18 protein-coding genes and 1 pseudogene are annotated in these 21,687 nt (G+C 71.1%); 17 read left to right on the top strand and 2 right to left on the bottom strand.

The features are described from left to right. Window positions 1-2 precede the first annotated feature (2 nt). The 10 genes from ACFQ7Q_RS27050 to ACFQ7Q_RS27005 all read left to right on the top strand — a co-directional run bounded on the left by ACFQ7Q_RS27050 (window position 3) and on the right by ACFQ7Q_RS27005 (window position 11,614). Window positions 3-905 carry a dihydrodipicolinate synthase family protein gene (locus ACFQ7Q_RS27050; protein ID WP_383559543.1) on the top strand — a complete coding sequence of 301 codons (903 nt, stop codon included), beginning with the start codon at window positions 3-5 and terminating at the stop codon, window positions 903-905. Next, window positions 902-2,623, top strand: a complete 1,722-nt coding sequence (gene araD, locus ACFQ7Q_RS27045) for an L-arabinonate dehydratase (protein WP_383559541.1) — start codon at window positions 902-904, stop codon at window positions 2,621-2,623. The genes ACFQ7Q_RS27050 and araD overlap by 4 nt, the downstream gene beginning before the upstream one ends. A gap of 117 nt (window positions 2,624-2,740) precedes the next feature. Beyond that, complete coding sequence (locus tag ACFQ7Q_RS27040) at window positions 2,741-3,679, top strand: carbohydrate ABC transporter permease (protein WP_383559540.1); 939 nt, start codon at window positions 2,741-2,743, stop codon at window positions 3,677-3,679. Then, entirely contained in the window at window positions 3,676-4,590 is a 915-nt protein-coding gene (locus ACFQ7Q_RS27035) for a carbohydrate ABC transporter permease (RefSeq protein ID WP_383559539.1), read from the top strand. Before ACFQ7Q_RS27040 ends, ACFQ7Q_RS27035 begins: the two co-directional genes overlap by 4 nt. Beyond that, window positions 4,587-5,750, top strand: a complete 1,164-nt coding sequence (locus ACFQ7Q_RS27030) for a Gfo/Idh/MocA family protein (RefSeq protein ID WP_383559537.1) — start codon at window positions 4,587-4,589, stop codon at window positions 5,748-5,750. The genes ACFQ7Q_RS27035 and ACFQ7Q_RS27030 overlap by 4 nt, the downstream gene beginning before the upstream one ends. After that, entirely contained in the window at window positions 5,747-6,586 is an 840-nt protein-coding gene (locus ACFQ7Q_RS27025; RefSeq protein ID WP_383559536.1) for a PmoA family protein, read from the top strand. Before ACFQ7Q_RS27030 ends, ACFQ7Q_RS27025 begins: the two co-directional genes overlap by 4 nt. Continuing rightward, window positions 6,583-8,142 (top strand): family 43 glycosylhydrolase, encoded by a 1,560-nt coding sequence (locus ACFQ7Q_RS27020; RefSeq protein WP_383559535.1) that lies wholly within the window; start codon window positions 6,583-6,585, stop codon window positions 8,140-8,142. Before ACFQ7Q_RS27025 ends, ACFQ7Q_RS27020 begins: the two co-directional genes overlap by 4 nt. Window positions 8,143-8,181: 39 nt before the next feature. Next, window positions 8,182-9,522 carry an ABC transporter substrate-binding protein gene (locus ACFQ7Q_RS27015; protein ID WP_383559533.1) on the top strand — a complete coding sequence of 447 codons (1,341 nt, stop codon included), beginning with the start codon at window positions 8,182-8,184 and terminating at the stop codon, window positions 9,520-9,522. Continuing rightward, the gene (locus ACFQ7Q_RS27010; RefSeq protein WP_383559532.1) at window positions 9,519-10,334 is read left to right on the top strand and encodes a rhamnogalacturonan acetylesterase; all 816 of its coding nucleotides are present in this window, start codon (window positions 9,519-9,521) and stop codon (window positions 10,332-10,334) included. Before ACFQ7Q_RS27015 ends, ACFQ7Q_RS27010 begins: the two co-directional genes overlap by 4 nt. Then, window positions 10,331-11,614, top strand: coding sequence for a polysaccharide lyase family 1 protein (locus ACFQ7Q_RS27005; RefSeq protein ID WP_383559531.1), 1,284 nt, complete (start codon window positions 10,331-10,333; stop codon window positions 11,612-11,614). The genes ACFQ7Q_RS27010 and ACFQ7Q_RS27005 overlap by 4 nt, the downstream gene beginning before the upstream one ends. Window positions 11,615-11,762: 148 nt before the next feature. Here the strand turns inward: ACFQ7Q_RS27005 and ACFQ7Q_RS27000 are convergent, their stop codons facing one another. Both ACFQ7Q_RS27000 and ACFQ7Q_RS26995 read right to left on the bottom strand, forming a co-directional pair. Then, complete coding sequence (locus tag ACFQ7Q_RS27000; protein WP_383559529.1) at window positions 11,763-12,605, bottom strand: SMP-30/gluconolactonase/LRE family protein; 843 nt, start codon at window positions 12,603-12,605, stop codon at window positions 11,763-11,765. Continuing rightward, window positions 12,602-13,372 carry an IclR family transcriptional regulator gene (locus ACFQ7Q_RS26995; protein WP_383559526.1) on the bottom strand — a complete coding sequence of 257 codons (771 nt, stop codon included), beginning with the start codon at window positions 13,370-13,372 and terminating at the stop codon, window positions 12,602-12,604. Before ACFQ7Q_RS26995 ends, ACFQ7Q_RS27000 begins: the two co-directional genes overlap by 4 nt. Before the next feature lie 187 nt (window positions 13,373-13,559). Here ACFQ7Q_RS26995 and ACFQ7Q_RS26990 point away from each other — a divergent pair, with 187 nt between their 5' ends. From ACFQ7Q_RS26990 to ACFQ7Q_RS26960, 7 genes and pseudogenes are all read left to right on the top strand, one after another. Beyond that, window positions 13,560-14,714 (top strand): mandelate racemase/muconate lactonizing enzyme family protein, encoded by a 1,155-nt coding sequence (locus tag ACFQ7Q_RS26990; RefSeq protein WP_383559525.1) that lies wholly within the window; start codon window positions 13,560-13,562, stop codon window positions 14,712-14,714. Beyond that, window positions 14,711-15,748 carry a zinc-binding dehydrogenase gene (locus tag ACFQ7Q_RS26985; RefSeq protein ID WP_383559524.1) on the top strand — a complete coding sequence of 346 codons (1,038 nt, stop codon included), beginning with the start codon at window positions 14,711-14,713 and terminating at the stop codon, window positions 15,746-15,748. Before ACFQ7Q_RS26990 ends, ACFQ7Q_RS26985 begins: the two co-directional genes overlap by 4 nt. Before the next feature lie 128 nt (window positions 15,749-15,876). After that, window positions 15,877-16,845 (top strand): hypothetical protein, encoded by a 969-nt coding sequence (locus tag ACFQ7Q_RS26980; protein ID WP_383559523.1) that lies wholly within the window; start codon window positions 15,877-15,879, stop codon window positions 16,843-16,845. Between the two features lie 3 nt (window positions 16,846-16,848). After that, on the top strand, window positions 16,849-17,970 hold the full coding sequence (chvE, locus tag ACFQ7Q_RS26975; RefSeq protein WP_383559521.1) for a multiple monosaccharide ABC transporter substrate-binding protein: 1,122 nt from the start codon (window positions 16,849-16,851) through the stop codon (window positions 17,968-17,970). Next, window positions 17,967-19,526 carry a multiple monosaccharide ABC transporter ATP-binding protein gene (mmsA, locus tag ACFQ7Q_RS26970; protein WP_383559519.1) on the top strand — a complete coding sequence of 520 codons (1,560 nt, stop codon included), beginning with the start codon at window positions 17,967-17,969 and terminating at the stop codon, window positions 19,524-19,526. The genes chvE and mmsA overlap by 4 nt, the downstream gene beginning before the upstream one ends. A 9-nt stretch (window positions 19,527-19,535) precedes the next feature. Continuing rightward, complete coding sequence (gene mmsB, locus ACFQ7Q_RS26965) at window positions 19,536-20,765, top strand: multiple monosaccharide ABC transporter permease (protein ID WP_383559517.1); 1,230 nt, start codon at window positions 19,536-19,538, stop codon at window positions 20,763-20,765. A gap of 184 nt (window positions 20,766-20,949) precedes the next feature. Next, window positions 20,950-21,593, top strand: a pseudogene (locus ACFQ7Q_RS26960) (beta-galactosidase); the annotation flags it as partial. Window positions 21,594-21,687: the final 94 nt, after the last annotated feature.

The following is a 21,687-nucleotide window of genomic DNA, read 5'->3' as shown; positions in this document are numbered from 1 at the left end:
CCATGGCCTTCGAGTCCTTGAAGGCCGCGCTGGCCGATGTCGTGGCCATCCCCGTGACCCCCTTCGCCGAGGACGGTTCGCTCGACACGGCCGCGCACCGCACACTGCTGCGCCGGCTCCTCGACGGTGGCGTACGGACACTCACACCCAACGGCAACACCGGCGAGTTCTACGCCCTCGCCCCCGAAGAGCGGCGTCTGGTGACGGAGTCGACCGTCGAGGAGGCGGGCGACCGCGCCACGGTGCTGGTGGGCGTGGGGCACGACCTTCCCACCGCGACCGAGGCGGCCCGACACGCCCGTGACGCGGGTGCCGCGATGCTGATGGTCCACCAACCAGTCCATCCGTACGTCTCCGAGAGCGGCTGGGTCGACTACCACCGGGCCATCGCCGACGCCGTGCCCGGGCTCGGCATCGTCCCGTACATCCGCAACGCCCGGCTGAGCGGCGCGCGTCTGGCCGAGCTCGGCGCCGCCTGCCCGAACGTCGTCGGGGTGAAGTACGCCGTTCCCGACGCCTCCCGCTTCGCGGCCTTCTCCCGGGACGCCGGCCTCGACCGCTTCGTCTGGGTCGCGGGTCTCGCCGAGCCGTACGCACCGTCCTACTTCGCGAGCGGCGCGACGGGATTCACCTCGGGCCTGGTCAATGTCGCCCCGTCCGTCTCCCTGGAGATGCTGTCGGCGCTGCGGGCGGGCGACTACCCAGCCGCGATGAAGGTGTGGGAGCAGATCCGCCGCTTCGAGGAGCTGCGGGCCGCTCACGCCGGCGCCGACAACGTCACGGTGGTCAAGGAGGCGCTCGCCGTCCTCGGGCTCTGCCGCCGCGACGTCCGTCCGCCCGCCCGTGAGTTGCCGGAGTCCGAGCGGGCCGAGGTCGCCTCGATAGCCGCCGGGTGGTCGGCATGAGCAGATCGCCGGAGGAGCTGCGCAGTCACCAGTGGTACGGCACGGACGGGCTGCGTTCGTTCAGCCACCGCGCCCGCACCCGTCAGCTCGGCTATCTCCCCGAGGAGCACCTCGGCAAGCCGGTCATCGCGATTCTCAACACCTGGTCGGACATCAACCCCTGCCACGTCCATCTGCGCGACCGCGCGCAGGCCGTGAAGCGGGGGGTGTGGCAGGCCGGCGGCTTTCCGCTGGAGTTCCCGGTCTCCACGCTCTCGGAGACCTTCCAGAAGCCGACCCCGATGCTCTACCGCAACCTTCTCGCCCTGGAGACCGAGGAGTTGCTGCGCTCCTACCCGGTCGACGGCGCCGTGCTGATGGGCGGGTGCGACAAGTCCACGCCGGCGCTGCTCATGGGGGCGGCCAGTGTGGACCTGCCCACCGTCTTCCTGCCCGCCGGGCCGATGCTGCCGGGCCACTGGCGGGGGGAGACCCTCGGCTCGGGCACCGACATGTGGAAGTACTGGGACGACAAGCGCGCGGGCCTGATCGGCGACTGCGAGATGGCCGAGCTGGAGAGCGGTCTGGCCCGCTCGCCCGGTCACTGCATGACGATGGGGACCGCGTCCACGCTGACGGCCGCCGCCGAGACGCTCGGTGTGACGGTCCCCGGAGCGTCCTCGATCCCGGCGGTCGACTCGGGCCACGACCGGATGGCGGCCGCCTCCGGGATGCGGATCGTGGAACTCGTACGGCAGGACCTTCGGCTGTCGCGGATCCTGACCCGCGAGGCGTACGAGGACGCGGTGGCGGCGGTGCTGGCCCTCGGTGGTTCGACGAACGCGGTGATTCATCTGATCGCGATGGCCGGGCGCTCCGGGGTGAAGCTCACCCTGGACGACTTCGACCGGATCGCCAGGACCGTGCCGGTGCTCGCCGACCTCCGGCCCGGCGGGCGGTACTTGATGGAGGACTTCCACTTCGCCGGCGGGATGCCCGCGTTCCTCTCACGGCTGACGGATCTGCTCCACCTCGACCGGCCGACGGTTTCGCACGCCACGCTGCGGGAGCAGCTCGCCGGCGCCCTCGTGCACGACGACGAGGTGATCCGGGTACGGGAACGGCCGCTCGCGGACGAGGGCGGGGTGGCGGTGCTGCGCGGCAACCTGTGCCCGGACGGCGCGGTCATCAAGCACATCGCCGCCGAGCCGCACCTGCTCAAGCACACGGGCCCGGCGGTGGTCTTCGACGACTACCGCACGATGCAGCGGACCATCGACGACCCGGCGCTCGGCATCACCGCCGACCATGTGCTGGTGCTGCGCGGCTCGGGCCCCAAGGGCGGTCCGGGGATGCCGGAGTACGGAATGCTGCCGATCCCCCGGCATCTCCTGGAGCAGGGGGTACGGGACATGGTGCGGATCTCCGACGCCCGGATGAGCGGCACGAGTTACGGCGCGTGCGTGCTGCACGTCGCTCCCGAGTCGTATGTGGGCGGGCCGCTCGCGCTGGTGCGCACCGGGGACGTCATCACGCTCGACGTCGAGGCGAGGACGCTTCGTCTGGAGGTCTCGGACGAGGAGCTGGAACAGCGGCGGCGGGCGTGGACACCTCCGCCGGCGCGGTACGAGCGCGGCTACGGCGCGCTCTACATGGAGCAGATCTCCCAGGCCGACACGGGCTGCGACTTCGAGTTCCTGGCCAGGCCGGGGGCGACCCCCGACCCCTACGCCGGCTGATCCGGCGGGGGCGCCCCGAGCCGGGCGGCGCCCCCGACCGCAACTCGCCGCCCCTGAACGTTCGGTATCTCGAACACCGTCCGCGAAGCGCTTCACGCCAAGATCGGAGCCGCCGTCATGGCCTCAGCTGTGACCTCACCACCCAAGGCCGCCAAGGCACCTGGGCGACGCCGCACGGGAGCGACGCCGCGCCGGCTGCCGTACCTCCTGATCGCGCCCGCGGTGCTGCTGATGCTGGGCTTCATCGCCTATCCGGTGCTCAGCGTCTTCTACTACAGCCTCCAGCACTACAACCCCACCAAGCCCTGGCGGAACGGTTACGCGGGCTTCGACAACTTCACGCGCATCTTCACCGAGGACCCGCACTTCTGGGGGACGCTGACCTTCTCGCTGAAGTGGGTCGCCGTCGAGGTGACCCTCCAGCTGCTGTTCGGACTCGCGCTCGCCCTGATCGTCAACCAGTCGTTCGTGGGCCGCGCGCTGGAGCGGGCGCTGGTCTTCTCACCCTGGGCGGTCTCCGGGGTGCTGACCTCCGCGATCTGGGTGCTGCTCTACAACTCCCAGACGGGCATCACGCGTTACCTCGCGGACATGGGGATCGGCGAGTACGGCACGTCGTGGCTGTCGGACACGGCCACGGTCTTCCCGGCGGTGGTCGTCGCCGATCTGTGGCGCGGTGTCCCCTTCTTCGCGATCCTCATCCTCGCCGACCTCCAGTCCGTGCCGAAGGACCTGTACGAGGCGGCCGAGGTCGACGGAGCGGGCCGGCTGCGGCAGTTCTTCCACATCACGCTGCCGCACCTGAAGGACGCCATCATCCTGTCCACGCTGCTGCGAGCGGTGTGGGAGTTCAACAACGTCGACCTCCTCTACACCCTGACGGGCGGCGGTCCCGCAGGCGAGACGACCACCCTGCCGCTGTACATCGCCGACACCAGCGTGGACGCCCACAACTTCGGTTACGCCTCCGCCCTCACGACGGTGGCGTTCGTGATCCTTCTCTTCTGCTCGATGGTCTATCTGCGCCTGAGCAAGTTCGGAGGCGAGAGCAAGTGATAGTCCAGGACACCACTCCCGACACGGCCGCACGGCCCCCGGCCGGGACGGCGACGCCGCCTGCCACGCCCCCGTCCGCGAGCCACGAGCGACGGCGCGCCTGGGACGAGGTCCCCCGCTGGCAGATCTACCTCCCGCTCGGCATCTACCTGCTCTTCACCCTCGTCCCCTTCTACTGGGTCCTGCTCTTCGCGGTCCGCCCGGCCGGCTCCACCTCGCTCGTGCCGTGGCCGATGACGACCGAGCACTTCGAGAAGGTGTGGAACGAGCGCAGCTTCGCGACCTTCTTCCAGAACAGCCTGCTCATCGGCCTGGCCACCCTGGTGACCACCACGGTCGTGGCGCTGGCCGGCGGCTATGCCCTGGCCCGCTTCGACTTCCGGCTCAAGAAGGGCTTCATGCTGGCCCTGCTGTGCTCCCAGTTCGTACCGGGCGCGCTGCTGCTCGTGCCGCTGTTCCAGATCTTCGCCAATCTGCGGATGATCAACTCGCTGGGCAGCGTCATCATCGCCGAGACCGTCTTCCAGCTGCCCCTGTCGATGATCCTGATCAGCGGCTTCATCAAGAACGTGCCGTACTCGCTGGAAGAGGCGGCCTGGGTCGACGGCTGCAGCCGGTTCACCGCCTTCCGCATCGTGGTGCTCCCGCTGCTGCGGCCGGGTCTGGTGGCCGTCGGCTCCTTCGCCTTCGTCCACTCCTGGAACCACTTCCTCTTCGCGCTGATGTTCCTCAGCAGCCAGGACAAGCAGACCATCCCGGTCGGCCTCAACACCTTGATGGGGGCCGACAGCGTCGACCTCGGAGCGCTCGCCGCCGGTGGGGTGATCGCGGCCGTGCCGGTCGTCATCGTCTTCGCCTTCATCCAGAAGTGGCTGGTCACCGGCTTCAGCGCGGGGGCGGTGAAGGGATGAGCGAGGTACGCGCCCCGCTGCCCGTGGTCCTCGCGGGCGCCCGAGGCCACGGCCGCTCGCACCTGGTCAACATCAACCGGCTCGAACGGCTCGGTCTGGTCCGCCTCGCGGGCGTCTGCGAGCTTCGGCCGCTGGACGCCGAGGAGCTGGACGGCTTCGGCACTCCGGAGCAGTCGTCCGACTTCGACGCGCTGCTCGCCTCCACCGGGGCGCGGATAGCCGTCATCTGCACCCCGATCCAGACGCACACCGGTCTGGCGCTGATCGCCGCCCGGCACGGGGCCCATGTGCTTCTGGAGAAGCCGCCGGCGCCTTCGTACGCCGAGTTCCGACGGATGGCGGACGGGGTCGCGCAGGCCGGCGTGGCCTGCCAGATCGGCTTCCAGTCGCTCGGCTCCCACGCCGTGCCCGCGATCCGCGGGCTCATCGAGGAGGGCGCCGTCGGAGAGCTCCTCGGCGTCGGCGGAGCCGGGGCGTGGGTGCGGGACGAGGCGTACTTCCGGCGCGCTCCCTGGGCGGGGCGACGGCGCCTCGACGGCGTGGACGTGGTCGACGGGGCGCTCACCAACCCGCTCGCCCACGCCGTCGCGACGGCGCTCGCCCTGGCCGGCAGCACGCGGGCGGAGGACGTCGAGCACATCGAGACGGAGCTGCTGCGCGCGAACGCCATCGAGGCCGACGACACCTCCAGCGTCCGGATCGTCAACGGGCGGGGCACCCAGGTCACGGTCGCGGCGACGCTGTGCGCCGAGACCGCCTCCGAGCCGTACGTCATCGTCCACGGCACCCGGGGCCGGATCACGCTCTGGTACAAGGACGACCGGGTCCTGCTCCAGCGCGGCGGTCACGGCCCGGTGGAGACGGTGTACGGCCGCACCGACCTGCTGGAGAACCTGGTCGCCCATGTGACCGACGGCGAGGCGCTGTGCGTGCCGCCCGCGGAGACCGGGGCGTTCATGCGGGTCGTCGAGGCGATCCGTACCGCGCCCGACCCCGTGGAGCTGCCGGTCGAGTGCTGGCGCAGCGAGCCGGGCGGGAGCGCCTCCCGCCGCGTGGTCAGCGGTGTCGACGGGATCGTCGCCGCGAGCGCCGACACCCTCAGCCTCTACTCCGAGCTCGCTCCCCCTTGGTCCCTGACCCCGAAGGCGGATGCCCGATGAACCGACCCATGGTGCTGTGCTGTGCCGGCCGTCCTGTCGCCCGCTACGTCCTGCGCCCCGACCTCGCTCCCGACCACTCCCCCCGCCCCCATCTCCACCCCGTCAGCACCCTCGCGGGTGTCACGGTCACCGAGCAGCTGCCCGCCGACCACCCGCACCACCTGGGGGTGGGCGTCGCCGTCGCGGACGTCGCCGGGTTCACCTTCTGGGGCGGGCGGACGTTCGTCCGCGACCAGGGGCCGATCGCGCTCGACAACCACGGCGTCCAACGGCACGAGGGGTTCAAGCTCCGCGACCCGGACGGCTTCGTCGAGGAGCTGACCTGGACGGCCGGCGAGCGCACTCTGCTGCGGGAGCACCGGACCGTCTCGGCCACGGCGCTCACCGACTCCGCGTGGGCGCTCGACTTCACCTTCTCGCTCGCCAACGTGTCCGGTGAGGAGCTGTCCATCGGCAGTCCGGCCACCAACGGGCGGCCGGGCGCCGCCTACGGAGGGTTCTTCTGGCGGGCGCCCCTGGAGAGCGCCCCGCCCGAGGTGTTCGGCGCGGAGGCCGACGGAGAGCGGTCCGTCCATGGGCGGACGGCCGACTGGGTCGCGCTCGCGGGCCAGGGGTGGACGCTGATCTTCGCGGGGGCCACCGAGGAGACGCGGCGCGACCCGTGGTTCGTGCGCGCCGCCGAGTATCCGGGCGTGGGCTCGTCCCTCGCCTTCGCCGAACGGCTGGCGGTCGCGGAGGGTGCGGCAGTGGTACGGCGGGTGGTGACCGTCGTCGCCGACGGGCGGCTCGACCGGGACGCGGCCGCGGCCCTCGTCCGCAAGGCGGTGACGGCGTGACCGCGCCCGCCCCGCCGACTGGGGACCTCGGCGACGGGACGTACCGCAATCCGATCCTGGCCGCCGACTGGTCCGACCCGGACGTGCTGCGGGTCGGCGACGACTACTACCTCACCGCCTCCAGCTTCGGCCGGGCCCCCGGCCTCCCGCTCCTGCACTCCCGCGACCTGGTCAACTGGACACTCGTCGGCCACGCCCTGGACCGGCTGCCGCCGGAGGCCGCGTACGGCTCACCCCGCCATGACGGCGGTGTGTGGGCGCCCTCGCTACGCCACCACGACGGCCGGTTCCGGATCTTCTGGGGCGACCCGGACCACGGCATCTGGCAGACCGACTCCCTTTCCGTACGCGGAGAGTGGAGCACCCCGCAGCTCGTCAAGGCGGGCCGCGGCCTGATCGATCCGTGCCCGCTGTGGGACGAGGAGACCGGCGAGGCCTATCTCGTGCACGGCTGGGCGAAGTCCCGTTCGGGCGTCAATAACCGGCTGACCGGCCATCGGATGAGCCCCGACGGCAACGGCCTCCTCGACGAGGGCAGGACGATCGTCGACGCCGACACGATCCCCGGGTGGTTCACCCTCGAAGGGCCCAAGCTGTACCGCCACGACGGCTGGTTCTGGATCCTCGCCCCGGCCGGCGGCGTGGCCACCGGCTGGCAGGGGGCGCTGCGCTCCCGTGACTTCTTCGGCCCGTACGAGGAACGGGTCGTCCTGGAGCAGGGCGACACCGATGTCAACGGGCCGCATCAGGGCGGCTGGGTGCGCACCCCGGGCGGCGAGGACTGGTTCGTGCACTTCCAGCAGTGCGGGGCGTACGGGCGGCTCGTCCACCTCCAGCCGATGCGGTGGGACGAGGACGGCTGGCCGGTGCTCGGGGACGCGGGCACTCCCGTCCGCGTCCACACCAAGCCGGCGCTGCCGTCGCAGCCGGTCTGCGCGCCCGCGGTCGACGACGACTTCCCGGGCGGGCGGTTCGGGCGCCAGTGGCAGTGGACCGCCAACCCCCGGGACGGCTGGGCCACGCAGCACGGCGGCGACGGACTGCGGCTGAACTGCGGTCGTACGGAGGGGATCGACGACCTCCGAACGGTGCCGCACATCCTCACCCAGCGGCTGCCCGCCCGCCCCGGCACGGTCGAGGTCGAGCTGCGGCTCGACAGCGAGGAGCCGGGCGCCCGGGCCGGTCTTGTGGTGCTCGGCGACGCCTACGGCTGGATCGGGCTGCGCCGCGAGGCGGACGGCACGGTCCGTTTCGTACACCGTTTCGCCCCTCACAACGCCGACAGCGAGCGGGACGCGGCGCCGTCCCGGCCGGTCCCCGGGGGCCGGGTGAGGTTGCGGATCGACCTGCTGCCGGGCGCCCGTTGCCGGTTCTCTTACTCCCCCGGCGACGGCGCCGAAGGCTCCGAGGGCTTCGTGCCGAGCGGGCAGGTCTTCGCCGCCACGTCATGGCGCTGGGTCGGCGCCCTGCTCGGTCTGTTCGCCGCCGCCCCGCCCGAAGCGGGCGGCCCGGCCGGCACGGCCGCGTTCACCTCGTTCCGTATCACCCCCTCCTGAACCCGCAACGCACGACATCCGAAGAGAAGAGAGCCGACGATGACCATCTTCCGCGGCGGGCGGCGCAGAGCCGCCTGTGCCCTGGCCCTGTCGACCGTCCTCGCCCTCACCGCCGCCGCCTGCGGCGACGGCGGCAGCGGCGCGGCCGGCGACAAGGGCACCGAGGGATCGGGCAAGGGAAAGATCACCTTCTGGGACAACAACGGCGGCGTCCGCACCGATGTCTGGAAGGAGATCATCGCGGACTTCGAGAAGGCGAACCCCGACATCGACGTCGAGTACGTCGGGATCGCCTCCAAGGAGGTCCAGTCGAAGTACGACACCGCCATCCAGGGCGGCGGCCTGCCGGACGTGGGTGGTGTCGGCGCGGCGATGCTCGCCGGGATCGCCGCGCAGAACGCGCTGGAGCCGCTCGACGCGCGGATCGCGTCCAGCTCGCTCGACGGCAAGCTCAACGCGGGCATGGTCGACAGCGTGAAGTCCGCGGGCGGTCAGGACAAGCTCTTCACGGTCCCGACATCGGCGAGCAACGGTGTCCTCTACTACCGCACCGACCTGTTCGAGGCCGCCGGTCTCGAGGAGCCCGACACCTGGTCGAAGTTCTACGCGGCGGCCGACAAGCTGACCGCCAAGGACGAGAACAGGTTCGGCTACACCATCCGCGGCGGCGCCGGCTCGATAGCCCAGGCGCTGGACGCCATGTACGGCCAGAGCGGGATCACCGGCTTCTGGGACGGCGACAGGACCACCGTCAACGACCCGAAGAACGTGGCGGCCCTGGAGAAGTACGTGGGGCTGTTCAAGAAGAACACCCCGGCGGCGGACGTCAACAACGACTTCACCAAGATGGTCGCCCAGTGGGACAGCGGCGAGATCGGGATGCTCAACCACAACCTGGGCTCCTACCAGGACCATGTGAAGGCGCTGGGCACCGAGAAGTTCCGGGGCATCCCGAACCCGACGACCGACGGCGGTGCCCGGGTCATGGTGTCCAACCCGGTCGACGGTCTGGGCCTGTTCTCGTCGAGCAAGAACAAGGCAGCGGCCTGGAAGTTCATCGAGTTCGCCGCCTCGCATGCCTCCAACAGCAAGTGGAACGAGTCGGCCGGCGCGATCCCCGCAAACACCGACGCCGCCGAGGACCCCTGGATCCAGAAGGCCGAGCCGACGAAGCTGGCCGCCGAGGTGCTGTTCAGCGGCAAGGCGACGATCATCCAGCTGCCGTACTACCTGCCCGACTGGAACACCATCTCCAAGGCCGACAACGAGCCCGGCTTCCAGAAGGTCCTGCTCGGAAAGGCCTCCGCCAAGGAGTTCCTGGACGGATTGGCCGAGCAGCTGAACACGGCGCAGGCCGAGTGGAAGTCGCAGAACAAGTGACCGTCGCCCGTCGGCGGATCCTCACGGCCGGGGCGGGCCTCGCGCTCGCCCCGGTCCCGGCCCCCGCCGCCCACGCCACCCCTTTCCGAGGACGGTCCCGGATGCGCACCCTGTTCATCGCCGGTGACTCCACCGCCGCCCGGAAGTTCGCCGACGCCGCCCCCGAGACCGGCTGGGGCATGGCCCTCCCCTTCTTCTTGCACGAGGGCGTGACGGTCGCCAACCATGCCGTCAACGGCCGCAGCACGAAGAGCTTCGTCGACGAGGGCCGGCTGGACTCGATCCTCGAGGTGATCCGGCCCGGCGACCTCCTCCTGGTCCAGTTCGCCCACAACGACCAGAAGGACACCGATCCCACCCGCTACACCGAGCCCTGGAGCACCTACCAGGACAACCTGCGCCGGTACGTCTCCGAGGCGCGGAAGCGTGGTGCGCGGCCCGTGCTCGCCACCTCCGTGGAGCGGCGCAGGTTCGACGCCTACGGCACGGCGCTGCGGACGCTCGGGGACTACCCGGCCGCGATGCGGGAGGTCGCCCGGGACGAGGGGGTCGACCTCCTCGACATCCAGGAGCTGTCCCTGGCGCTGTGGCACAAGCTCGGCCCGGAGACGACCAAGACGTACTTCAACTGGACGCCGGCCGAGCAGGACAACACCCATTTCAACCCGCCCGGGGCCATCGCCGTGGCCCGGCTGGTCACGGCCGAGCTGCTGCGCACCCGGGTGCTCGCCCCACGCGACACGCGCCGCATCGACGAAGAGATCCCCACCGAGTGGGTCACCTGGCCCGATTCCGAGGAGAGCCGAACGTGAGACGACACAAGAGCCTCTGGCTGGTGGGTGCGACCGCGCTCGTCCTGGGCGTCACCGGTCCCCCCGGCGTCGCGCAGGCCGCGGGCGATCCCGCCCGCCAGACCCTGCCTGCCGGGGACGGCTGGGCGTCGGAGGGCGCGGGGACGAGCGGCGGCGCGGCGGCCGACGCCTCGCGGGTCTTCACGGTCGGCACCTGGGAGCAGTTCCGGACCGCGCTCGCCGTGCCGGGGACCGCGCCCAGGATCGTGAAGATCGTCGGGACGCTGAACGCGACGGCGGCGGGATGCTCGGCCTTCGAGGCCGCGGGGTACGACTTCGACCGCTATCTCGCGGACTACGACCCGGCGGTCTGGGGCTACGAGAATCCGGTGAGCGGTCCTCAGGAGGATCTGCGGGCGGTCTCCGCGACCGGTCAGGGCAAGGCGATCAAGGCGTACGTGCCCGCGAACACAACCATCGTGGGGGTCGTCGGGAAGGCCGGGATCGTCGGCGGCAGCCTGCAGATCCAGGGCGTCGACAACGTCGTGATCCGGAACCTGACCCTGGAGAGCCCGCTCGACTGCTTCCCGCAGTGGGACCCCACCGACGGTGCGACCGGCGCGTGGAACTCCGAGTACGACAGCATGGTCGTCCACGGCTCCACTCACGTCTGGATCGACCACAACACGTTCACCGACGGCGCTCACCCGGACGGTTCGCTGCCGAGGTACTACGGCGAGGTCTACCAGCAGCACGACGGCGAGCTGGACATCGTGCGGGGCGCGGATCTGGTGACCGCGTCGTGGAACGTCTTCGCCGACCACGACAAGACGCTGATGATCGGCAACAGCGACAGCGCGGGCGCCACCGACCGCGACAGGCTTCGGGTGACCCTGCACCACAACCTCTTCAGGAACGTGATCGAGCGGGCGCCCCGGGTCCGCTTCGGCAAGGTCGACGCGTACAACAACCACTTCGTGGTGCCGGCCGCCGGATACGCCTACAGCCTCGGCATCGGCCAGGAGTCCCGACTCGTCGCCGAGAAGAACGCGTTCACGGTCCCGGCGGGAGTCGGCGTGGGGACGATCCTGAAGAAGTGGAAGGACGCCCCGGTCACGACGGCGGGCAACCTCGTCAACGGCAGGCCCGTCGATCTGCTCGCGGTCCACAACGCGGAGTTCCCGGGCGAGATCCTTCGCGCCGGAGCCGGCTGGACACCGGTGCTCCGCGGGCGGGTCGACGCGCCGCAGGCGCTGCCGGGGCTGGTCGACCACCGCGCCGGCGCCGGCCGGATCTGCTGACCGGAGGCGGTGCGCCGCGTAACCGACGCTGACGCACCGCCTCCCCCGGCGCATGGACATGGGGAGGGGCGCTCCGGCGGGTGCCTCTCCCTCCCCGCTCGTCGTTCCCGGCGGCACCCGGCGCCGTCCGGTGCCGGCCGGCTGCCGGTCAGCCGGCGAACGGGGTGCCGGGCAGCCCTTCGCCGATGCCGGGCAGGACGAGCAGCGAGCCCGCGGCCGGTTCGGGGTCCCGGAGGCCGGTGCGTGCCGTGGTGACGTACAGATCGCGCAGTCCGGGGCCGCCGAACGCACAGGCGGTCGGGCGGGCCACGGGCAGCGGGAGGATCCGGTCGAGCGTGCCGCGCGGGGTGTAGCGGCGCAGGGCTCCGCCGTCCCAGAGCGCGACCCAGACGCAGCCTTCGGCGTCCACGGCGAGTCCGTCGGGGAAGCCGGCGCCCTCCTCGACGGTCGCGAACTCCCGGCGCTCGACCACGTGTCCGTCCTCGACGCGCAGCACGTCCACGCGACGCGTGGGGGTGTCGATGTAGTACGTGAGGGTGTGGTCGGGGCTCCAGCCGACGCCGTTGCTGACGGTGACCTTGTCGAGGAGGGTGGTCGCGGCGCCGCCGGGAGCGATCCGGACGAGGTTGCCGCCGCCGGTCTCCTGGTCGTAGCGCATGGTGCCGGCCCACAGGCTGCCGTCGGGGGCGACGGCCGCGTCGTTGCCGCGCCGTCCCGGGACCGGGTCGTGCCGCAGCCAGGAGAAGACACCGTCCGCGGTGTAGAGGCCGATGCCGTCCCTGAGGTTGGCGACGAGGCCGCCGTCGGCCCGTGGTTTCACCGCGCCGATGTGCTGGTCGACGGCCAGGACGGAGCGGCGGCCGCTCGCGGGCTCGTAGGTGTGGACGCGGCGGCCGAGGATGTCGACCCAGAGCAGCCGCCGGCCGACGGCGTCCCAGGTGGGCCCCTCGCCGAGCTCCGCGTCCTCGCGTACCGCAGTCTCGACGGTCACCGTCCGCCCCGGTGCCCGAGGCGCAGGGAGAGGTCGTCCGCGCCCTTGGCGGCGAGTTCGGCCAGTTCGCCCTCGCGCTCCTCGCTCCAGCGGATCATGGGGGCGGAGATGGACAGGGCGGCCACGACCCGGCCGGCACGGTCGCGCACGGGTGCGGCGACGCAGCTGACGTCGGGGTTGGACTCGCGGTGCTCGCTCGCGGTCCCGCGGGCGCGGATCTCGGCGAGCGCCGCCCGCAGGGCGTCCGGCTCGGTGATGCTGTCGGGGGTCATGCCGACCAGTTCGCGGCCCTCGATGCGGGCGTCGAGCTCGTTCTCGGGGAGGGCGGCGAGCAGCATCTTGCCGACGGCGGTGCAGTGGGCGGGCAGGCGGCGGCCCGCGGCCGAGACCATGCGGACGGCGTGCGTGGAGTCGACCTTGGCGATGTAGATGACGTCCGTGTCCTCCAGGATGGCGACATGGACGGTCTCGTCGCAGGTCTCGGCGACCTCGCGGGCCACGTTCTGCCCTTCGGCGGCGAGGTCGAGCTGCTCGGCGTAGCGGCTGCCGAGCTGGTAGGTGCGCACGCCGAGGCGGTAGCGGCCGGGCTGCTCCGGGATGGGCACCAGGTAGGAGCGGGCGGTGAGGGTGGAGAGCAGCTCGTGCGTGGTGGTGCGCGGGAGTTGGAGCCGACGGGTGATCTCGGGGGCGGAGAGCGTTCCGTCGCCCTGCAGGAACAGCTCCAGAATGTCGAATGCTCTGGTCACCGCGGGAACGAGGCGTCCCATGACCATCACCCACCCCTCTTGTTCGATACTCCGACCATCGATCGGTATGGCGAACGCAGGCTAACGGTGGGGCTGTTGATCGGGCAATGGTTGTGCGGGCCATTGACACCATGGCGGGCCGCAATTACGGTCACGCCACCATTTCGAACGTGTGACGAAATATCGAACGACTCCGGGAGTCAGCACCGTGCGCATCACGGGAATCACCACTCATGTCGTCGGAACACCCTGGCGCAATCTCACCTACGTCCAGGTGCACACCGACGAGGGTCTGACCGGGGTCGGCGAGACCCGGATGCTGGGCCATACCGACGCGCTCGTCGGCTACTTGCGCGAGGCCGAGGCCAACCACATCGCGGGATCCGACCCGTTCGCGGTCGAGGATCTCGTCCGTCGGATGAAGTACGGCGACTTCGGGCGGGCCGGCGAGATCGTCATGTCCGGCATCGCCGTGGTGGAGATGGCCTGTTGGGACATCAAGGGCAAGGCGCTCGGGGTCCCCGTCTGGCAGCTGCTCGGCGGCAAGGTGACGGACCGGGTCAAGGCGTACGCCAACGGCTGGTACACCACCGAGCGCACCCCGGAGGCGTACCACAAGGCGGCCCAGGAGGTCGTGGCTCGTGGCTACCGGGCGCTGAAGATCGACCCGTTCGGAACCGGCCACCTCGAGCTGGACGCCGAGCAGTCGCGGTACGCGGTGTCGCTGATCGAGGCGGTACGGGACGCGATCGGGCCAGACACCGAGCTGATGCTGGAGATGCACGGGCGGTTCTCGCCCGCCACGGCGGTGCGACTGGCGCGCGAGCTGGCGCCGTTCCGGCCGGCCTGGCTGGAGGAGCCGGTACCGCCGGAGAACCTGAAGGCGCTGGAGAAGGTCGCCGCCAAGGTGGACCTGCCGATCGCGACCGGCGAGCGCATCCACGACCGGATCGAGTTCCGGGAGCTCTTCGAGTCGCAGGCGGTCGACATCATCCAGCCGGACCTGGGGCACATCGGCGGCATCCTGGAGACCCGCAAGCTCGCCGCCACCGCGGAGACCCACTACATGCTCGTGGCGCCGCACAACGTCGGCGGTTCGGTGCTCACCGCGGCCTCGCTGCAACTGGCTGCCTGCACACCGAACTTCAAGATCCTGGAGCACTTCAACGACTTCGCGGACGCCGAGATCAAGAAGGTCGTGCGCGGGGCGCCTCAGGTCGATCCGGAGACGGGCTGCTTCGAGGTGTCGCATGCGCCGGGCCTCGGCGTCGAGCTGGATGTGGACGCCGCGGCCGAGTTCCCCCAGCAGCGGGCCCGGTTCGACCTGTGGGCCGAGGGCTGGGAGCGGAGGGATCCGAAGTGAGCGGGCCGCAGGGCCCCGGGGTCAGCCGGGCGGTCGTGGTCGAGGCGCCCGGTGAACACCGGCTCGTGGAGCGGGAGATACCCGAGCCCGGCCCTGGTGAGGTACGGGTGCGGGTCGCCGCCGCCGGGATCTGCATGAGCGACCGCGAGGTGTACGACGGGCACCGCGCGCCCGGCTACGTCCGCTACCCGGTCACCCCGGGGCACGAGTGGGCGGGCACGGTGGAGGCCGTCGGGGCAGGCGTCGATCCCGCGCTCATGGGGCGGGGCTGCGTCGCCGAGGGCTTCCGCGCCTGCGGGACCTGCGAGCGGTGCCGGTGCGGGGAGACCAGCCTGTGCACGGCGGGGTACGCGGAGACCGGCTTCACGGAGCCGGGCGCCTTCGCGGACCATCTGGTCGTGCCCGCACGGCTGTTGCACCTGCTGCCCCCCGAAGCCGACCTGCGCGCCGCCGCGCTCATCGAGCCGGCGGCCGCGATCGCCGCCGCGGTACGGGTGGGGCGCCCGCGCCCCGGTGAGCGCGTCGCCGTCGTCGGCGCCGGAACGCTCGGGCTGCTCGCCGTCCAGCTGCTCGCCGCGTCCTCGCCCGCCGAGCTGGTCGTGGTCGATCCGCGTGCGGCGCGGGGGAAGCAGGCACTGCGGCACGGGGCGAGCGAGGCCTTGAGCCCCGAGGAGGCCGAGGCAGGCTCGGCCGGCCGCTTCGACCTGGTGGTGGAGACCGCCGGAGCGCCCTCCACGGCGGCCTCCTCCTGTCTCCTGGCCCGCCGGGGCGGCCGGGCGATCCTGACCGGCATGTTCGCCGCGGGCGCCACCGGCATCGACCCGGTGCATCTGTCGGTCAGCCAGCTGGAGATCCGCAGCGTCTTCGGCGCGCCGTCGGCCGCCTGGGCCGACGCCGTGCGCGCCTTCGGCCTGGGGCTGCTCGACCCCGCACCGCTGATCAGCCACGAGTTCCCGCTGGAGCGTTTCGCCGAGGCCGTCGCGCTGGTCGGCGGCGGCGACGCGAAGACCGGAAAGGTGCTGCTGCGCCCCTGAGCGCCGCGGCCCGGCCAGGCCGTCGGCGGCACGCGCCGGCCGTACGGCGGGACGCGGCTCCTGACACCCCGTCCCGCCGTGCACCCACCGAACCGAACCTCGTCCGACATACCGAACAAAGGATGATCGTGACCGCTGACTCCCCACCCCGGCGCCCCGGCGTCGACGCGCTCGCGCGGATCGGCCATCCAGTGCCGCCGCTGGAACCCGCCGACGCCTCCCCCCACGCCTTCCCCGACGGGGGCACCTGGCGCACCGAGATCCCCTCCGTCGAGGGCCCGGAGGCGCTCGCCGTCGTCCTGGAGGAGAGCGCCCGGCTCGACCTGCCCGTGCACCGGATCAGCCAGGGCAGCGGTGTCTGGATGCTGACCGACTCCGAGATCACCGAGATGGTGGAGAGCTGCGCCGAACGCTCCGTCGAGCTCTGTCTGTTCACCGGACCGCGCGGCACCTGGGACATCGGTGCCGCCACCCGTACCGACTCGGGTGGCGGCGGGCTGCGGGCCCGCGGCCACGACGCCCTCGCCGGATGCGTCGAGGACGCCCTGCGCGCGACCGAGTCGGGGGTGCGCTGCCTGCTCGTCGCCGACGAGGGCGTGCTGTGGACCCTGCACCGGATGCGTGAGTCCGGCGCCCTGCCCGCCGACACCACGTTCAAGGCGTCGGCGCTCATCGGCCCCGTCAACCCCGCCTCGTACGCGGTGTACGAGCACCTCGGCGCGGACTCCCTCAACGTCCCCTCCGATCTCACCCTCGGCCACCTCACCGAGATCCGCCGGGTCAGCCGCGCGCCGATGGACCTCTATGTGGAGGCCCCCGACGACCTCGGCGGGTTCGTCCGGATGTACGAGGCGGCCGAGCTGATCCGGCGCGGCGCCCCGCTCTACCTCAAGTTCGGGCTCAGCAGGTCCCCCGGCATCTATCCGTACGGAGCCCATCTGCGCGAGCACGCCCTCGCCACCGCCCGGGAGCGGGTGCGGCGCGGGCGGCTCGTCCTCGATCTGCTGGCCCGACACGGCGCCGACGGCGGGATGTCGCCGCTCGGCTCCCGGCTGCCCGGCGACCTCCGCCGCTTCCCCGCCCCCGAAGGGAACTGACCCATGCCCACCCGCACTCTGCGCACCGCCACGGCGGCCGCCCTGCTCTCCGTGCTCCTGGCCGGCGGCCTCACCGCCTGCGGCCAGGAGGCCCGCGGAGGCAGCCGCTACAAGCCGGACGCCGGCAAGGGCGGCACCATCGGCCTCGCGATGCCGACGAAGGCCTCCGAGCGCTGGATCGCCGACGGCGAGAACATGGCGAAGCAGTTCCGGAAGGCCGGATACGACACCGATCTGCAGTACGGCGACGACAAGGTCGAGAACCAGATAGCCCAGATCGAGAACATGATCACCAAGGGCCGGCGGCTCCTGGTGATCGCCGCGATCGACGGCTCCGCGCTCACCGAGGTCCTGCAGCGCGCCCACGACGCAGGCATCCCCGTGATCTCGTACGACCGCCTGATCATGGGCACCGAGAACGTGGACTACTACGCGTCCTTCGACAACGAGCGGGTCGGCGAGCTGGAGGCGACCTACATCGTCGAGCGACTGAAGCTCGGCGCACCGGCGAAGAACTCCGGCAAGCCGTACGACATCGAGCTGTTCGCGGGTTCGCCTGACGACAACAACACCCGGTACTTCTGGAGCGGCGCCATGAAGGTGCTGCAGCCGTACCTCGACAGCGGCCAGCTCGTCGTCCGCAGCGGGCAGACGAGGATGAACCAGGCCACCACACTGCGCTGGGACGGCGGTACCGCGCAGAAGCGGATGGACGACCTGATCAGCAAGAACTACGGCGAGGAGAGCGTCGACGCCGTCCTCTCGCCGTACGACGGCATCTCCATCGGCATCATCTCCGCCCTCAAGAGCGCCGGTTACGGGACCGCGGGGCAGCCGCTGCCCGTCGTCACCGGGCAGGACGCCGAACTGGCCTCGGTGAAGTCGATCATCCGCGGTGAGCAGACGCAGACCGTCTTCAAGGACACCCGCAAGCTCGCCGCCCAGGCGGTGGCGATGGGCGACGCCGTGCTGAACGGGAGGAAGCCCGTGGTCAACAACGTCGAGGACTACGACAACGGCAAGAAGACCGTGCCGTCGTATCTGCTCGATCCGGTCAGCATCGACAGGTCGAACACCTCGCTCCTGGTCCGCGAGGGGTACTTCACAGCGGGACAGCTCTCATGACCGGCGCCGCCGTCCTGGAGATGCGCTCCATCACCAAGTCGTTCCCCGGCGTCACCGCGCTCAGCGAGGTGAACCTCACCGTGCGGGCCGGTGAGATCCACGCGCTGTGCGGCGAGAACGGCGCGGGAAAGTCCACGCTGATGAAGGTCCTCAGCGGCGTCCATCCGCACGGCAGCTACGAGGGTGAGATCCGCTTCGAGGGCGAGCCGGTCGCCTTCAAGGACATCCGGGCGAGTGAACGCCACGGCATCGTGATCATCCATCAGGAACTGGCCCTGATCCCCCACCTGTCGATCGCCGAGAACATCTTCCTCGGGAACGAGCAGACCCGGCGCGGTGTCATCGACTGGAACGACACCCTGCGCAGCGCCGGCCGGCTCCTGAAGCGGGTCGGACTGCGTGAACACCCCCACACTCCGGTGGGTGAACTGGGAGTGGGAAAGCAACAGTTGGTCGAGATCGCCAAGGCCCTCTCGAAGGAGGTGAAGCTGCTCATCCTCGACGAGCCGACGGCCGCGCTCAACGACGAGGACAGCGCGAAGCTCCTCGAACTGATCCTGGAGCTGCGGGGCGAGGGCATCTCCTCCATCATCATCTCCCACAAGCTGAACGAGATCCGGCGGATCGCGGACCAGGTCACGGTCCTGCGTGACGGCCGCACCATCGAGACGCTTCCCGTGCGCCCGTCGGCGGACGCGGAGCCGGAGCTCTCCGAGGACCGGATCATCCGCGGCATGGTCGGCCGCGACCTCGACCACCGGTTCCCCGAGCGCACGCCGTATGCCGGCGAGGACGCAGGCCGAGTGGCGCTGGCCGTGCGCGGCTGGACCGTACGCCACCCGACGGACCATCGGCGCACCGTCGTCGACGATGTGTCGCTGACCGTCCGCCGGGGCGAGATCGTCGGCATCGCGGGCCTGATGGGCGCGGGCCGCACCGAGCTCGCCATGTCCGTCTTCGGCCGCTCGTACGGGCGGTACATGGCGGGCACCGTGGAGATCGACGGCCGGGAGACGGCGACCCGGACCGTACCGGAGGCGATCGAGGCCGGACTGGCCTACGTCACGGAGGACCGCAAGCAGTACGGCCTCCATCTGGCCGACACCGTCCACCGCAATGTCTCGCTCGTCTCGCTGCCCGGGATGCGCAGGCGCGGGGTCGTCGACGAGTTCCACGAGCGCAAGGTCGCCGAGCGCTACCGCACGAGCATGAACATCAAGACGCCCACGGTCTTCGAGCAGGTCGGCCGGCTCTCCGGTGGCAACCAGCAGAAGGTCGTACTCAGCAAGTGGATCCACGCCGACCCGAGGGTGCTGATCCTCGACGAGCCGACGCGCGGTATCGACGTCGGCGCCAAGTACGAGATCTACACCGTCGTCGACCGGCTCGCCGCACAGGGAAGAGCGGTGCTCTTCATCTCCTCCGAGCTGCCGGAGCTGCTCGGGATGTGCGACCGGATCTACACGATGGCGGAGGGCCGGCTGACCGGTGAGGTCGCCCGCGCCGACGCCACCCAGGAAACCCTGATGCGTCACATGACCATGAGCAGAAGCTGAGGCCCCGCCATGACCACCACGACACCTTCCGCACCGGAGACGAAGGCGGCGCACCCGGTGCGCCCCTCGGCCGGGGTCCTGCTCCTCCAGGGCGTGCGGGCGAACATGCGCCAGTACGGGATGCTCGTCGCGCTCGTCTTCCTCGTCGTCCTGTTCCAGATATGGACCGACGGCACGCTGCTGCTGCCGAACAACGTCTCCAACCTGATCCAGCAGAACAGCTACATCCTCATCCTGGCCATGGGCATGATGATCGTCATCATCGCCGGCCACATCGATCTGTCCGTCGGCTCCCTCGCCGCGTTCGTCGGCGCCCTGTCGGCGGTCATGATGGTCAGGCACGACATGCCCTGGGTGCTGGCCCTGGTGCTGTCCCTGCTGGTCGGGGCGGTCGCCGGCGCCTGGCAGGGGTACTTCATCGCCTATCTCGGCATCCCCTCGTTCATCGTGACGCTCGCCGGAATGCTGCTCTTCCGCGGTCTCACCCAGATCTTCCTGGAGGGCCGGTCGCTGGCGCCGTTCCCCGACGGCTTCCAGAACATCGCCAAGGGCTTCATCCCCGAGATGGGCCCGTACACGCAGTACCACAACCCGACGTTGTTCCTCGGTCTCGTCACGGTCGTCTTCCTGCTGCTGCGCGAGTGGCGCGACCGCAAGCGCCAGCTGGCCTACGAGCTCGACGTGCTGCCCGCCGGCCTGTGGGCGCTCAAGTGCGTGGCGATCACGGCGGCGATCGTTGCCTTCACGCTCACGCTGGCGAGCTTCCACGGTGTGCCGGTCGTCATGCTGATCATGTGCGTGCTGCTGATCGGCCTGGGGTACGTGATGCGCAACGCGGTCGTCGGACGCCATGTGTACGCCCTGGGCGGCAACAAGGCGGCGGCCAAGCTGTCGGGTGTGAAGGACAAGCGCGTCACCTTCCTGGTCTTCGTCAACATGGGTGTCCTGGCGGCTCTCGCGGGCTGTGTGTACGCGGCCCGGCTCAACGCCGGCACACCGCAGGCGGGGCTCAACTTCGAACTGGAGGCGATCGCTGCCGCGTTCATCGGCGGCGCGTCGATGAGCGGCGGAGTGGGCACGGTGATGGGCGCCGTGATCGGCGGCCTGGTGCTGGGCGTCCTCAACAACGGCATGTCGCTGGTGGGTATCGGCACGGACTACCAGCAGGTGATCAAGGGCCTCGTCCTGCTCGCGGCGGTCGGCTTCGACGTCTGGAACAAGCGCCGCTCGGTGGTGTAGTCGGGCCGCCCCTCCTCGTACCGGAGCGCACGCTCCATCCGGCGGTCACGCACGAGACGACTCGCCGCCGGGCGACCGAGGAGGGGCTGTCCGATTCCGGCCGCGTGCCCGGGTTCGCGAGACCGGCGGGACGGGGTGCTCTGTCCTCTCTCGGTCCAACCGCACCGACAAGAGTCCAACAGTCCGGCGGGGCGGCGGGGTTGTGGCGACCGCGACACCGGGGTGGGGGGACGCCGGGCGGATCATCCTCGGCCCGGCTCCTTCGATGCCCGTACGGGCGAGCCGCTGGCCATCGGCGGGATTCCCCTCAAGGGGCTGCGCCTGGACGTCTGGCGGGCGCCGACGGACAACGACAACGGCGCGGCATGCCGGCCGGACGAGCGCTACGGGCTGCTGTGGCGTGAGCTCGGTCTGCACCGGATGCGGCATCGGATCGACGCCGTGGAGACGGACGGGGAGACGCTGACGGTACGGACCCGGGTCGCGCCGGCGGCCCGGGACCTGGGCCTCATGACCGCGTACCGGTGGACGTCGGACGGGACGCGGCTCCGGCTGACGGTGAGCGTCACGCCCGAGGGCGAGTGGCGACAGCCCCTGCCCCGGCTCGGCGTCCGCTTCGGCCTTCCGGCGGCCCTGGAACGGGCGGCCTGGTTCGGCGGCGGGCCGGGCGAGGCGTACCCCGACACACGGGCGGCGGCGCGGACGGGCCGCTGGGAGGCCACGGTGGACGAGCTGCAGACGCCCTACGTACGGCCGCAGGAGAACGGGGCCCGGATCGACAGGCGGTGGGTCGAACTGGGAGACGGATCGACCGGATTGAGGCTCGACGCGCGCGGAGCCGGGGGCACCTCGTGACCGTCACGCGAGTGGTCCGCCGGCCGCACCCCGTGCGACCGGCCGATGCACGGCTACGAGATGATCC

The organism is Streptomyces sp. NPDC056527 (assembly GCF_042794475.1).
Taxonomy (GTDB): domain Bacteria; phylum Actinomycetota; class Actinomycetes; order Streptomycetales; family Streptomycetaceae; genus Streptomyces.
The sequence above is the reverse complement of the archived record's forward strand: the minus strand, read 5'-3'. Positions and strand labels throughout refer to the sequence as shown.